This is a genomic window from Bacillus gobiensis (genome assembly GCF_001278705.1).
Taxonomy (GTDB): domain Bacteria; phylum Bacillota; class Bacilli; order Bacillales; family Bacillaceae; genus Bacillus; species Bacillus gobiensis.
Genome location: NZ_CP012600.1, coordinates 752,329 through 767,424 on the forward strand (window position 1 = coordinate 752,329; position 15,096 = coordinate 767,424).

General features: G+C 36.5%; 8 protein-coding genes and 1 pseudogene. 5 read left to right on the forward strand and 4 right to left on the reverse strand.

All coding sequences use genetic code 11. The annotated features are described in order from the left end of the window. Positions 1 to 45: 45 nt before the first annotated feature. The 3 genes and pseudogenes from AM592_RS03735 to AM592_RS03750 all read left to right on the forward strand — a co-directional run bounded on the left by AM592_RS03735 (position 46) and on the right by AM592_RS03750 (position 3,250). The gene (locus AM592_RS03735) at positions 46 to 1,572 is read left to right on the forward strand and encodes a glycine betaine uptake BCCT transporter (RefSeq protein WP_053602539.1); all 1,527 of its coding nucleotides are present in this window, start codon (positions 46 to 48) and stop codon (positions 1,570 to 1,572) included. Between the two features lie 609 nt (positions 1,573 to 2,181). Continuing rightward, positions 2,182 to 2,463: pseudogene (locus AM592_RS03740) on the forward strand (LysE family translocator); the annotation flags it as partial. 385 nt (positions 2,464 to 2,848) lie between these two features. Continuing rightward, positions 2,849 to 3,250 carry a hypothetical protein gene (locus AM592_RS03750; RefSeq protein ID WP_053602541.1) on the forward strand — a complete coding sequence of 134 codons (402 nt, stop codon included), beginning with the start codon at positions 2,849 to 2,851 and terminating at the stop codon, positions 3,248 to 3,250. Positions 3,251 to 3,732: 482 nt separating this feature from the next. On the opposite strand, the gene AM592_RS03755 is transcribed toward AM592_RS03750, so the two are convergent. Both AM592_RS03755 and AM592_RS03760 read right to left on the reverse strand, forming a co-directional pair. Next, entirely contained in the window at positions 3,733 to 4,833 is a 1,101-nt protein-coding gene (locus AM592_RS03755) for an acyltransferase (protein ID WP_053602542.1), read from the reverse strand. Between the two features lie 950 nt (positions 4,834 to 5,783). Beyond that, on the reverse strand, positions 5,784 to 6,080 hold the full coding sequence (locus tag AM592_RS03760; RefSeq protein WP_053602543.1) for a hypothetical protein: 297 nt from the start codon (positions 6,078 to 6,080) through the stop codon (positions 5,784 to 5,786). A 329-nt stretch (positions 6,081 to 6,409) separates the two neighbouring features. Here AM592_RS03760 and ppx point away from each other — a divergent pair, with 329 nt between their 5' ends. Further along, positions 6,410 to 7,939, forward strand: coding sequence for an exopolyphosphatase (ppx, locus tag AM592_RS03765; protein ID WP_053602544.1), 1,530 nt, complete (start codon positions 6,410 to 6,412; stop codon positions 7,937 to 7,939). 128 nt (positions 7,940 to 8,067) lie between these two features. Beyond that, positions 8,068 to 10,179 (forward strand): RNA degradosome polyphosphate kinase, encoded by a 2,112-nt coding sequence (locus AM592_RS03770; RefSeq protein ID WP_082363701.1) that lies wholly within the window; start codon positions 8,068 to 8,070, stop codon positions 10,177 to 10,179. 138 nt (positions 10,180 to 10,317) lie between these two features. Here AM592_RS03770 and AM592_RS03775 read toward each other — a convergent pair whose 3' ends face one another. Both AM592_RS03775 and AM592_RS03780 read right to left on the reverse strand, forming a co-directional pair. Further along, positions 10,318 to 12,099, reverse strand: coding sequence for a glycoside hydrolase family 66 protein (locus AM592_RS03775; RefSeq protein ID WP_053602545.1), 1,782 nt, complete (start codon positions 12,097 to 12,099; stop codon positions 10,318 to 10,320). A 157-nt stretch (positions 12,100 to 12,256) separates the two neighbouring features. After that, a complete protein-coding gene (locus tag AM592_RS03780; RefSeq protein WP_053602546.1) occupies positions 12,257 to 14,830 on the reverse strand; it encodes a glycoside hydrolase family 31 protein in 2,574 nt (857 codons plus the stop codon). Positions 14,831 to 15,096 lie beyond the last annotated feature (266 nt).

The following is a 15,096-nucleotide window of genomic DNA, read 5'->3' on the forward strand; positions in this document are numbered from 1 at the left end:
GGATGAGGCATGTTATGAACAGCAAGATCTTGAAAGGTGGATTTGATGAAAAAAGTAACGATTGTTTTTACGATTTCAGTTATTATTGCCGTTTTATTTGTTCTCTGGGGTGCCTTTGCGCCCAATAATCTTGCAAGTGTCACAGGCAATATCCAAAAATTTCTTCAAACGAATTTTGGCTGGTTTTATCTAATAGTAGCAAGTGTCATCTTGCTTTTCGCGATCTATTTAATCTTCTCTAAATATGGAAAAATTAAACTTGGCAAGGACGATGAAAAGCCCGAATATAATCTCATCAGTTGGTTTGCCATGTTATTCAGCGCTGGTATGGGCATTGGCATTGTTTTCTATGGCGTAGCCGAACCATTACAGGATTATATGAGCCCGCCTTATGGAGATCCCGGTACAAAGCAGGCCGCAACCGATGCCATGAGGTATTCCTTCTTACATTGGGGATTCCACCCATGGGGAATATATGCCGTGATCGCCCTCGCCCTAGCTTATTTTAAATTTAGAAAAGGGGCACCCGGATTAATTAGTGCCACTTTTTATCCATTATTAGGAGATAGGGTAAAAGGGTGGATAGGCAAGCTCATTGACATTATTGCCGTTATTGCAACGGTATTTGGTGTCGCTACGTCATTAGGGCTTGGTGCAGCCCAAATTAATGGCGGTTTACATTTTATATTTCCTAACATCCCAAAAAGCATTGCAGTTCAATTTATTATTATTGCTATCGTTACAGTATTATTTATACTGTCAGCTATATCCGGGTTAGGACGTGGAATAAAATGGCTAAGTAACGCGAATGTAATCGTCGCAGTTATTCTGATGCTCTTTTTATTATTTGCCGGCAATACAGGTTTCTTGCTTAATTATTTCACATCAACCTTCGGAAGTTATATCCAAAATCTTCCTGAGATGAGTTTGAACATCTCTCCATTTGACCATCAGCACAGTGAATGGATGCAAAGCTGGACACTTTTTTATTGGGCTTGGTGGATTGCCTGGGCTCCATTTGTAGGGACGTTTATCGCCCGTGTTTCAAGGGGGCGCACAATACGCGAGTTTATTATCGGTGTATTAGTAGTTCCATCCATTTTCTGTACATTATGGTTTTCAATTTTTGGCGGCTCGGGCATGTACTTAGAACGGATCATGAATGTAAACCTCGGGGACATGATCAACACCCAAGGTATCGAAGTATCATTATTTGCTGTATTGGCGCATTTCCCATTGAGCACTTTCACGTCTATATTAGCGATAATACTTATTTGTTCATTTTTTATAACTTCGGCAGACTCAGCAACCTTTGTTCTAGGTATGCAAACGACAAACGGAAGTTTAAATCCTCCAAACATCATTAAAATTGTATGGGGAATCCTTGTATCTGCAGCGGCATTGGTTCTGCTTTGGTCCGGTGGATTGACCGCCCTGCAAACGGCGTCAATTATCGCCGCCTTCCCTTTTGCGTTCATCCTAATCTTTATGATGTTCTCGTTGATTAAATCCTTTAGGGAAGAGATGAAAACAAGAAAACGAATAGAACGAAAAACAAAGCAAGTGCAGTAAAACGTTAAACCGTCTGATGGAGATTCCATCAGACGGTTTTTCCTGTGTGCCCGGCATAAGACTCAGGCTCTAGGGTACTGAATTAATAATTGGGGAGGCATGGGGACGAACTAATTCATTTTTGTTCAAAAGAGGGCATTTTTCTTCAGGTATGTAATTAAACAAACCTTATAAAATAAGGGTTTGTCCTAGAGGTTTCTAGAGGTACAGAATAGCTTGTTTACCTTGACAGGGGTAGAGGTCGCTGATTCGAGCCCAGTTGGAATCATTGGGTGCCAAACCCTGAGAACCCTTATTTACAAGGGATTCTCAATAAAAATCCACTTCTTCGGAAGTGGTTTTTTATTTTTTTGTTTTCTTCCAATCGACCAAACAACCGACCATTTTATTTGGCGGACGCGTAAAAATGCATTTCCAGCATTCCCCGTTGAAAAATGCTAATAATAAAGATGACTGGAGATAAAGAAAATATCCTTTTGTGCTACAGAATGAAATATAACGTATCAGCACCCTAAATTTGTAGAGTTATATAATCTGCCATAATATACTTTAGCGATTTAATTTTAAGATGTATATTTATATGAGAATAGCTCGAAAGGAATTTTCCTCATGAATATTACATCTTTTGTAGTGTACTGTTTTATTGTTACTTTTACACCAGGACCTACTAATATCGTCATATTATCCACCGTGCATAATTCTGGGACAAAAAAGGCAATGGAATATACGTATGGAGCAACTATTGCTTTTGGTTTATTACTTGCTATTTCTGCTATGTTGAATAATATACTTGTAACGATAATACCCAAAATTTTGATTGTTATGCAGATAATCGGAAGCTTTTATGTATTGTATCTCGCTTATCAAGTTTACAAAAGCAATGAAGGTAATTACAACTATAAAGGAAATGCAGGGCCATTTTAAAAGTTGACTTTTTCGAAGATCCAGGAGAGATATCTCTTCATTCAAAAGAAGAACTTCAAATTTTGTTAGAAGATTATTACGGTCTTCCATACGTAGAATTAAAGCCCATCGAATGGTGGGCTTTTTTTCTTCTTCAAATCCACAAACCCAATAAAATTCGTATCGCCTTTCATATCCGTAACATGAATTTGCTTGATGTAAGGGTTTATGCAATGAACAAATCCCTCAATTTCACGAATTCCAGTGAAAATGCCATCATTCAAAAAATGATTTTATTGGAGAAATAAGGAAGATTTTAGTAGTATATGGCGAATAAGATTTTTCAAGTCAAAACGGGAGAGGAGGTATGAGTATGAAAAAGTTTAAAATGATTGTCGTGGCATTGGTCGCTGCGTTGTTGGTACCTTCTTATACTTTTGCAAGCAGCATAGGAACTTTGGGTGCTGGGGAATGGGATTACTTAGGAGAAGAAACTCTTTATTCTAACGGTGCTGAAAGTCATGTGTATGCCTCTACTGGTGGAGATTATAGGATTTGTCGGGACAAATACGTGGGTCCAGATAGTGAGTTAAAAGTTGAATTATGGGAATACGATCCTACAAGTTATAATGATTATGTAGGAACAAGATATCTAGGATCAGGCGAATGTGGGGTTTTCAGAGGTATTGGTAGCTTTGTTGATGGAGGAGATGAAGCGGAATTTTTTGCGAAATCAAGGACTAGCAGTGATATGCATTTAATCTTTTATGATTAATTCACCAACTGAATGAAAAAAGGATCTAGGCTTTGGTCTGGATCCCGTCAAGTAGATAGCCGTTGGAGACCTCAAGAAAGAGTGGAAACACTACAAACCAGCGAAAGCTAGGATATGTGAAGATTTGAAGTTCTATGCACTGAAAGATAATTCTCTCTAAGAATTAAAGCCCGAAATTGCCACATCCAAATAAATATGATTCATTAGAAAAACTTCAAGACCCTCGTCATTAGAACGGGAAAAACATTTGAAGTTCCATATGATAGCCTCGTTAAGTTTAAAACGGATATTCGTGAAGAATTATGGAGTGAAAAACAACTGACCATTTTTATTTCTGACGTGTTGATCTGGGTCGATGCAACACAGATGGTGCAGACATGATCCATCATACAAGAAAAAGCCCACCAATCAGTGAGCTTTTTCGTTTTCTCCGAATATATACACCATTAACAGATTAATTAATTCTGAAAATCAGTGAGTAATTAAGTAGTCTTTTTATTAAACCCGTTAGGTATAAGATAAAGATATTTCTTTAAAACTTGTAGCAATCTATATACGAAATAAGAAATAATAAACACTATAGGAGTAATGATAAAGTAATCTACGACACTGTTAGTAAAGAACGGTTTATTTAAAGAAAGTAAAATTTTGTACGTTTCAAATAAAACACCTACGTGGACAATATAGATGCCTACTGAATTTTTTCCTATTTTAGATAAATTAATGTCTTTTCCTAGTTTAGGACTGTTAAGTACAAATAAAAACAATGAAATTGATAGAAAGATCGTACTAATAAAGTAATCGCCTTTATGACCTCCTAGAATATTTACAAGCAAAAACCTTTCGGCCACTTCCAGACAAGAGAATAGTAAAAATAATAGTAAGTAAATAGAGGGCCTAGCGGACAATCGGGCTTTGATTGATTCATAATAATAAGAAAAGAAGCTTCCTAATACCGTATAAAATAAGCCGAAAAATAGAGCATCCCGTGTTTCAAAAGAAATGTTAAAAAAGACCGAATAGGATTGACCGAATAACCCGACTATATACAGAAACAAACTTAACACTAACAATAAAGAAATTCGCTTCATTTTAAAGAAAATGTATACAATGCCAATACACCAGATAAGAGCAATTAAATACCATAATTGAAATCCGTTAAACCCGTGGCTGGTGGTTTCGCAATAATAAAAAATTTTTTCCAGTGCTAAAGCTGAGGTAGCATAGTTTAGTGCATCTGCTTTTCTATCTGCCCAAGTTCCACTTTCCTGGAATAAACGAAGTAAAACACCAAAACATAAATAAAAAGTATACCAGCATATATAAAGCTTTGTGATATTCAATGTGTATTTTTTAAAATACGCAAAAGGGTTAGGTGTCATTTTTAGCTTCTGTGTAAAAAGGTAGCCTGAAACTATAAAAAAGAATGGAACAGCAAACCGAGCGAAAGTATCAACAACGATGTCTAGAGGTGTTTCTTTAACACTTTGAAAGAATTCATCATTTGTCGGGTTTGCGTGAATAGCTACGACGAATAGTGTTGCAAAATATTTAATGAAGTCAATTGAATAATTGCGCTCCATGCTTAACCATCTCCCACAATTTTATGAAAATTTTATATATAATTTTACATTAATTATACAAAGTTTACCATGAATAAAATACATCATTTTTTTTGAATTTAATGGGTTTTAAAAAGGGAAATAGTAGGAGGGAGCGCTGTAAGAAAAAAGACACCAGAAGACTACTGACATGGTCAATCATACGAGAAGAAGCCTGCCAATATTGCCTAATTTGATCTTGATAGATCTCTATTTGAAGTGTTTATCCCTTATGGGGAGACATTTTTACATTAATAGCCCGCTTTATTTGAAGGGTGCTAGTTTGTTTAAATAAGCCTTTAGGGACCAACGCTTTTTTGCGCCAAACCTTTCTGAGTTTCAATTAAATAAATTTAATATAACTTTTCCTAACCATCTGATTGGATAGATTAAATATTCAATAAATTGAATAAGAATATCAAATATATGAATCATTACAGTGTTGTCTCTGTCATTCCTTCTCTTTGTTTTTTTCATCTTTTTTGAAGCCCTCCTAACCCAATCTTTAAAGGAATCTTATTTGCTGCTTCGTTTTTTTCTATGTATTGTGATTAGCATGATTCTGCTACAAGGAGAAATGAGAAATTCTTGGTTAATTGATATTTTAACATATTTTAGAAATTATTCATTGTTTAAGTATCAAACAACTTAAAAAGAATCCATTTTAATTAAATTTTTTAAAACGGATTCTTTGTAATTTTCTGTAATACGCAAAAATACTGTCAACAAGGATAAAAACTACAAAAAATTAAAGCATCATGATAAACGATACTTTTTTAAAACATATTTGAACTGAATGATACACCTGGTTAAAAGTTGATTAATGATCCTTATTCAAATATGATATTTTACTGTCAGCATGTCCTAAATTATGAAAAAAGATTAGGATGTATCCTTGATTACATAAAAGAGTTGCCGCATATTTGGTAGATTTAGTGCTTAAGCCACTTACTTTCCATTAACGAAGGTTTATGTTCAACAGCTGGTTCATCATCATCAGCAGGTTCATTTTCAGTTACAGGTTCTTGTTCTTCTTGCTCAGTCACACTTTCATCACAAGATATAAGCTCATTTTCAATTGTAGTTTCTTGTTCTGTCATAGATACATGTTTAGAGGAATGTTCATTTTCAGTTGGGGGTACATGCTCATCTGGGAGTCGGGATTCTGATGTTAGAGCTTTAACTAAGACTCGGGTTGGAATCTCCCAGACAGATAACTGATTGCACATGGTTTTCACTCCATTCAAGTTTTATATTAATTATATGAGTTTTGTGATTAACCTGATTGGGTCAGTATCAATAGACATGAGTGGAAAAATATCGATTGAGAAAAATCCGTAAATTCACTGAGTGGAATATCCTCCATCAACCATAATAATTTGGCCAGTTACAAAGGAGGCTCCATTTCAATATATTTTAGAAGAGATTCTGTTGTATATGCTAAAGTCATGTGAAATTAGTAATAAAATTTTTTTAGAAGATAAAGATTGACTCTAACCACCCATAAATCTAAGATATAATAAAATTGTCTAAAATGATCTAGGGTGGTCTATAAAAAATGATGCAAAAAAAGTATGCAATTATTGATATAGGTTCTAACACAATGAGGCTTGTAATTTATTTGCTTGATAAGAGCGGTAGGTTAAAAGAAATAGAAAATGCAAAAGCTGTAGCTCGTTTGCGTAATTATTTGTCAAATGATGGTTTTCTAACAGAAGAGGGAATTCAAAAGTTAATTTCGACGCTTAGAAGCTTTCAAGAGGTGACGAGACACCACCAGTTGAAGGAAGTAAAGTGTGTGGCAACGGCAACGATCCGGCATGCGAAAAATCAACAGACGATCCTTAAAAGAGTTCAGGATGAAACAGATTTTGATATGAGAATTTTATCCGAATATGAAGAAGCCTACTTCGGATACTTGGCTGTTGTTAATTCGACGCCTTTTACAAGCGGTGTCACAATTGACATCGGTGGAGGAAGTACGGAGCTTACATATTTTGAAGATAGAAAATTGGTGAGTTACCACAGCTTTCCCTTTGGGGCATTATCATTGAAAAAGCAATTTGTAGAAGCAGAAAAACCTACAGACATTGAGCTAAAAGCCATAAGCAATTTTATCAGTGATCAATTTAAATCACTTGAATGGGTTCAGGACAAGAGATTACCGATTATTGGCATAGGCGGGAGTGCACGAAACATGGTTCAGATCCACCAAGAGTACACGGGATATCCGCTTTCCGGACTGCATCAATATATGATGAGCAGTAAAGATATCTGCGAAATAAACGACTTTTTAAAGCCAATGACTTTTTCAGAATTACAGCGGGTCGATGGCTTGTCAAAGGATCGAGCAGATATTATCCTCCCGGCGATCGAAGTATTTAAGTGCTTACTGGATACCGTCAATACAGATCAGTTTGTTCTTAGCAGAAAAGGGCTTCGTGATGGAATCTTTTACGAAGAATTGAAAAAAGAAAATGGAACCTCTCTTTTTCCTAATGTAATCGAAAAAAGCTTTAGTCAATTAGCTACAGATTATGAAATTAACATTAATAACGCTTGGAAAATGATCGATCTTTCGATACTGCTTGCCCGTCTCTTGCATGATGCCGGTCTGACAAGGATTGATGAGCAGGACACTTCTCTTCTTAAACGAGGTGCATATGTTTACAATCTGGGGTCGTATATTGATTCAGAAACGAGCAGCCAGCATACGTTTTATTTATTGGCAAATCGAACTATTGATGGATTGCTTCATAAAGAAAGGATCCTACTTGCATTATTAGCATCGTTTAAAAACAAATCGGAATTCAAGCGAAATGCTGACCCGTTTCAGCAATGGTTTTCAAAAAGTGAGCTTGCGAAGTATCGTTTATTGGGAGCAATTCTTAAATTTGCTCATAGCTTAAATGCTACCAAACGGAATATCGTGAAGAAGATAGAGCTGGAAGAAAATGAAGGCGATCTTAATTTTTTCGTGACTTGTAATCAAGATTGGAAACTTGAGCAGTATCAAACTGAAAAACAGAAAAAACATTTAGAAAAGCAATTAAAAAAGTCAATTAATATATTTTTCACAGAAGAATAATTCAGCTTGTCACCTTTATTAATAATTGAAGTACAATAGTGTTAATTTTTACGAATATTTGACATTCACAATTAGCTATTAATGTTATAATTATCCTAGAAATTTGTCGAAAAAAGGTGGCATTACGATTGAATAAGAGAATAGAAAATGAAATCGATCTTAGCTGTCCGAAGTATTACAACAATCGAGAATTAAGCTGGCTTGCCTTTAATAATCGTGTATTAGAAGAAGCGCTTGATGATCGGAACCCTTTATTGGAACGGTTGAAATTTTTAGCTATTTTCAGCTCTAATTTGGATGAGTTTTTTATGGTTCGTGTGGCTGGACTTAAGGATCAAGTAAAAGCTGGATTTAATAAACCTGAGAATAAGGCAGGTATGACTCCGAAAGAACAATTAAATGAAATTGCAATTAAAACACATTCCCTGGTTAAATTACAATATGAGGCTTTTAATCAAATCCTATTGCCAAGGCTTAAGGAGGAAGGCATAGAGTTTCTAAAAATGGAAGACTTGCCGGAAGAACAGCTGAAATGGATGGAGGATTATTTTGACGAGAATATTTTTCCTGTTCTAACTCCAATGGCAGTTGATGCATATCGTCCTTTTCCAATGCTTTTAAATAAAAGCTTAAATCTTGTTATTGTGATTGAAGACCATAGTGAAAGTATAGATGAACGGATAAAAACGGCAATCGTCCAGGTCCCTTCTGTACTGGAGCGGTTTGTCCGCCTGCAAACTTCTGATACTAAAGCGCAATTTTTATTATTGGAAGATGTGATCAGCAACTTTATTCATAAATTATTTAAAGGATATAAGGTGGTTTCAGTCTCGGTATTTCGCATTACAAGAAATGCTGATTTAACAATTCATGAAGAAGGGGCCCGCGATTTACTTAAGGAGATTGAGAAAGAGTTAAAAAAACGTAAATGGGGCGCTGCAATAAGACTTGAAATTCAACAAAACGGCTATGATCACAACATTTTGAAGTATTTAACGGAAGAACTTGAAATTCATAAAAAGGATGTTTATGAGATTGACGGACCGATCGATCTAACCATGCTTTTTAGCTTCTACAAAGAAATTAGTAAAACGAGAGAGCACTTAATGTATCAGGCACTAATTCCTCAACCCCCCCGTGATTTAAATTCTGAAGAAGATATATTCAAAAAAGTTACCGAACAAGATATTTTGCTGCATCATCCATACGAATCGTTTGAACCGGTAGTTGAATTCGTATCTGAAGCAGCCGATGACCCAGACGTATTAGCGATTAAGCAAACTTTATATCGAGTTAGCGGAGATTCTCCGATCATTGATGCGTTAAAAAGAGCTGCAGAAAAAGGAAAACAGGTGACTGTCCTATTTGAGTTAAAAGCCAGATTTGATGAAGAAAACAATGTACAGTGGGCAAAAGAGCTCGAGAAAGCGGGCTGCCATGTTATTTACGGAATGACTTATTTAAAAACACATAGTAAAATTACGCTTGTGGTTCGTAAGAAGAATAATCGAATCGAGCGTTTTGTTCACCTCGGCACCGGTAATTATAACGATCAGACAGCAAAAATGTATACCGATTTAGGTTTGTTTACTTCTAAAAGGAAGTTTGGAATTGACGCTACCAATTTCTTTAATCATTTAAGCGGATATACAGAAAATCCGACCTATCACCATTTATCCGTGGCACCATTTGAAATTAGAGATGACTTTATTCGGTTGATCGATGAGGAAATCAACTTTCAAAAACAATATTCGAATGGCCGGATCATTATAAAAATGAATTCATTAACCGATAAAGTCATAATTATGAAATTATATGAAGCATCAAATGCCGGGGTTAAAATTGATTTAATCGTACGCGGAACCTGCTGTTTGCGTCCGGGACTTAAAGGAGCCAGTGAAAACATTACAGTACGCAGTATTGTCGGAAGATTATTAGAACACAGTCGTATTTATTATTTTCATCACAACGGCGAAGAGAAAATCTTTCTTTCTTCTGCTGATATGATGACCCGTAATATGGAAAAACGTGTAGAAATTTTATTTCCGATATTTGACGGTCCTAATAAGCAGCGTATTCGTGAAATTTTGGATGCTTCACTTGCAGATAATATGAAAGCACGCGAGCAGGACGATACAGGAGAGTATCATTACGTAGAAAGAAACGAGGATGATCCGGAAATAGATAGCCAGCTGATGCTGTTTAATAAGGCATATCGAGTGAAGGAAGATGAGGAATAGAAGTACAGCAGATATTAACAAATAATTATCACTATTAAAAATCGACAGGGCAAATGCCTTTTGGACATGCCCTGTTGGAATGCTTTCATGACGTCAGTAAGCTTAATATTAGCGAAACTGATGTTTTTTTATACAATCTTATTCTTCGTACTCGATAACTAACATGTCCCAATACGTTAACGAAGGTAGAGTGAACGATACGTCCTTGCCTTTTTGTACAAATGGAACAGCAATCGGCATTGAGGATTTTGTATCCGGAGATGCCAGCCACATTCTGTTAATCTTTTTTTCTTCCTTTATCGTGAAATCTAAATTGGTACGTTCAGACGGAGCGGGCTGAGCAGCATCAGAATCGCGCCATTCCATCGTTTTGGCGTCTAAAAAGTTAATAAAATGAATGATTTTTTGTTTCTCTTTTTGTTTAGGCAAGATCCATATTTGTCCTTGCACAGCATCCCCGAATGATAAAGGAATTCCTTCATTAGAGGTTAATTCAATGCTTGAATTTGTCACATTCTCTCGCAGGATGTTTTCGTATGCTGTTAAAAAATCATAGTAATCAATCATTTTCTCTTGCAAGCTTGCCTCCATATTTAATTGATGAAGGGGGAAGTATTCTTTTGACAGCATATGCTCTCCCTGCTCGAGATGGGCTCCTCCATTTGCAAAAATCACTGCATTCGCCGATAGTATTCCTGCTTCATTGAACGAACCAGGCTGGTTGGAATGATTATAGTTCATATAAGCTGCTAGAACAGAGCTTTCATCTCGTTTTGAGAGGGAAGCATTTTCATCCAGGATTCGTTTTAAATCACTGTATGATTTGTATTCATCCCACACCTCTGTATATAGAAAAGAAGGTGAAGCTTCTGCTATCGCTGATTGCCCGTACTGATTGACAGCATTCATCACAATCTCTTTATCGGGAATCTCTTGTTTTATTTTTGAGAGAAACGGTTGAAAGCCGTCAACAATTTGTACTGGACTTCCCCACTCGTTAAATACATCACCGCGATCTCCCAATTGATCAATATGCCAGCCATCAAACGGAAGACGACGATATACGTTTTTTTGTTGATTAATAATATAATCCTGCCACCAAGGATTCGTCGGATTCATAATATTTACATTGCTTTTCCATTGGTCAGGCAGCGGGTGCTGGTCAATGATCTCATGCTGACTGTCTTTAAACAAGTGCCATTCTCGTGGAATGTCTTTGTTTTCGAAAGAACCATACAATAAGTTATAAGCCATTGTTTTCATGTTTTTCTGATGGGCAAAGTCAATGTATTGCTTGACGGTTTCAAGTGAAATGTCACGGTTCGCGACATCCTGCCAGTGTGAGGCAGGGGAATCTCCCTCTGTTTTAAGCGGCTGTTGATGCTCTTCATGCCAGTCATAAAATTGCAATCCATTTATGTGATATCGGTTTAAAGAAGAGATGACATGGCTTACATTTTCCCCAGTCGATTCGCCGAATTCAGAGAGAAACCCATAGCGGGGGAATTTGCTCCAATCGCTTGAAACATCGACTGCAATCGTTTCCGTCTGCACGTGATTACCTTTAAACATAGTGATCTCAGCTAAGTATCCTTTATAATCATCATTAGGAGGATTCCATGACCACGATTGTTCGGTTGAATCGTTCACTGAAAGAGTTTGCTCTTCTATTTTGCGATCTAAATGATAGTAAGCTATTTTTATTGTTTCGGACTTCGTTTGATTGCTTAGGCTAAAAGTGACTGCATCACCGGGAGAGTAGTGTGATTTATTTGTTTGCAGGTTGGTAAATAGGTTTTGTACTGGAATGAGATCGATTTTGGGAGATGCCTTTTCACTTAAAAGTGTTTTATTGCTATAGATTGCAAAAAGGGAGAGGAGTACTGCACCGAGAATTAAAATTATTGTTTTCCATTTCATTTTGTTTCACCAACTTTATTGAAAAACTTGGCTTCGCCTATTACTACTAGCGAAAGCCAAGTTTCCTTTTTATGCCTAGTTTCGAACTAGATAAACTAGTCGAATTTAAGCTTTTTATGAGTTTTAATAATTTAACAGGAACATATCACAAGAGTGATTAGTTATTTGTTAAATTGGCGTTCACTTCCACTTTGTTGTTGAAGTTCACTTGCACTTTTTTCTTTTCTTCTACAGGAATATTAACATAGACTGTTTTCGTCTTTTCATCGTAGAAGAAGGAACGTTTTGTATTTGTCAGGTCATCTAAAGAGTTAACCTTTTGATATTTGTTGCCGCCTGCCTGTACTTTTTCCGGAGCTTCTTCATTGTTGAGCTTAATTGTATATTGCTCAATTTTAGAATCAAAATGATCAGCTTCCAGTGATTTCGAGAATTCGATTTTGTTTCGTTTTTGTTCAATGTTGAAGTTCGTTACATCGAATTCACCTTTTTCATGATCAAGCGATTTGCTATCGTCTTCATAGAAGCTATAGCTTGCTTCATCATCTACGTAAGTATCGAGCACAAGGTTTGTTAAATCTTTTTCACCCGTATGCTGCTGAACTTCACGAGTAGGCACAATTGAATCTTCTTTCATGAAGATTGGCAAGTGATCAAGCGGAGCGTCGACAGAAATCGTTTGACCGCCTTCGTATTCTTTCTTCGTCCAGTAATCGATCCATGTTTCGCCTTCAGGTAGGTAAACTTCACGGCTCGTTTTTCCTTCTTCAACAACTGGTGCAAGCATCATAGAGTCACCGAACATGAATTGGTCACTAATATTATAAGTGTTCTCATCTTCTTGATAATGATAGACAAGCGGCTGTTGAACTGGTTTACCAGTTTCAGAAGCGTCTTTAAATGCATTGTATAGGTAAGGCATGAGCTGATAGCGCATTTCAATATATTTTTTGCTGATATTTTCTACATCTTTTCCGAATGACCATGGCTCCTGATGATAGTTTCGATCACTCCACTGGTCATAGTGAACACGTGCAAACGGCAAGAATGAGCCTAGTTCGATCCAGCGAGCGAATAATTCAGAATTTGCTTGGCCGCCAAATCCACCGATGTCATTTCCGACAAAAGATGCTCCGGAGAGACCAAGGTTCATATTCATTGGTAGAGACATTTGTAAATGTTCCCAAGTACTCATACTATCGCCTGTCCAAATTGCAGCATAACGCTGGGATCCGGCAAACATATCACGAGTTAAGATGAATGGTCTTTCATTTGGCTTGCTCTTCTTCCAAGCATCATAAGTTGCTTCATTTTCTAAGTGTCCATATAGATTATGGAATTCAGAATGAAGCACCTTGTTGTTCTGATCATCTTCTCCATATGAATCGAGCGGCAGCGTGTGGAAATATCCATCAGCGTCATTGAATACAGCTGGTTCATTCATATCATTCCAAATACCATCAACACCCTCATTCAGAAGGGAGGAGGCAATATGGTCAGACCACCAGTTCTTCACATCGCTATTCAAAAAGTTAGGGAATGCGGAATCTCCTGGCCAGACAGGACCGATATAAGGCTTTCCGTCTGATTGTTTCACAAAGTAGTTATTCTCTATTCCCTCATTATAAATGGAATAATTTTCATCTTTTTTGACACCTGGATCATTAATGGCTACAGTGTGAAGGCCTTTCATATTTTCAATTTCTTTAAAAGCGTTCTTGTATCGGTCGCTCCACGTAAAGACTCTGTATCCATCCATATAATCAATGTCAAAATTCAGCGTATCGAGCGGAATCTTTTTATCACGATAAGTTTTGGCAATGTCAACAAGTTGTTCTGGCGTATAAGCCCATGCACTTTGCTGGAGACCCAAAGACCATTCTGGCGGAAGCTTAATCTTACCAGTTAATTCTGTGTATTGTTCAAGAACGTCGGAAATTTCAGGTCCATTCATAAAATAGTAAGTTAACGGACCGCCATTTGCATAAAAATAGTAGTAATCGTCAGACTTGCTTGCCATTTCGTAATAAGAGCGGTGTGAATTGTCGAACATAATTCCATATGCTTTCCCATCTTTTAGGCCCATAAAGAATGGGATGGAAGCATAAACATACTTTGTTTTATTGGTATATCCATATGAATCCATGTTCCACATGCCCAAACTTTTACCACGTTTATTTAACGTACTGCCTGTTTGTTCTCCAAATCCATAAAAGTTCTCATCTTTGGACGTTTTTTTGTAAACGTAAGGCTTTCCGTTCTCGTAACCGGAACTTGCACCATTTTTCATGTAATCTTCGTTGATCACGTTACCTTGCTTGTCTAAAAATTTCACACCAAAAGGCGATTTGCTGATTTTAATTGTGAGTTCTTTAGTTGAAATCGTATACTCATTTTCGCCATCGGTAGTTTTAAATCTAGGTGTCTTCCAATCTTTCTTTTGAATAGCTGGAGAATCTTTTTCCTCTTGGCCATCTTTTAACACGGAAACCTTTACTAGATCTTCAGAGTAAATACGAATAAAAGCATTATATTCTCCCAGATCAAATTGGACACCATTTTCTAATTTTTTAACTTCTGTGGCAGAGAGCTTTTGCAAGTTTTCCTGATTCAGCGGAGTGTCTGGATCTGGCTCTGCTGCAAATGCTGCGTTAATGTTGGAAGTTAATGCGACAATTGTTACGATAGTTACTACGAATAATGCTCTGAGTGATTTCTTTACTTTTAACACAAAAACACCTCAAACTATTCTTTTTTTGTAATACATTTTTGAGAGATACGGTCTACGGCAACATTTTTCTCGTTTTCACTAGTTCATTTCGTTTTTATTTATCACCGACTTTACAAAAAATTTTTATAGAAAACTCCAAGAAAAGGAGTTAACTAAAAAAATAGTAAAAATAGATATATTGCGTTACGCCTATTCAAAATTAGCAACAAAATTCGACAAGAACAATGGGGATTAAATCCTATTAAATTGATAAGCGCTTTCAAAAG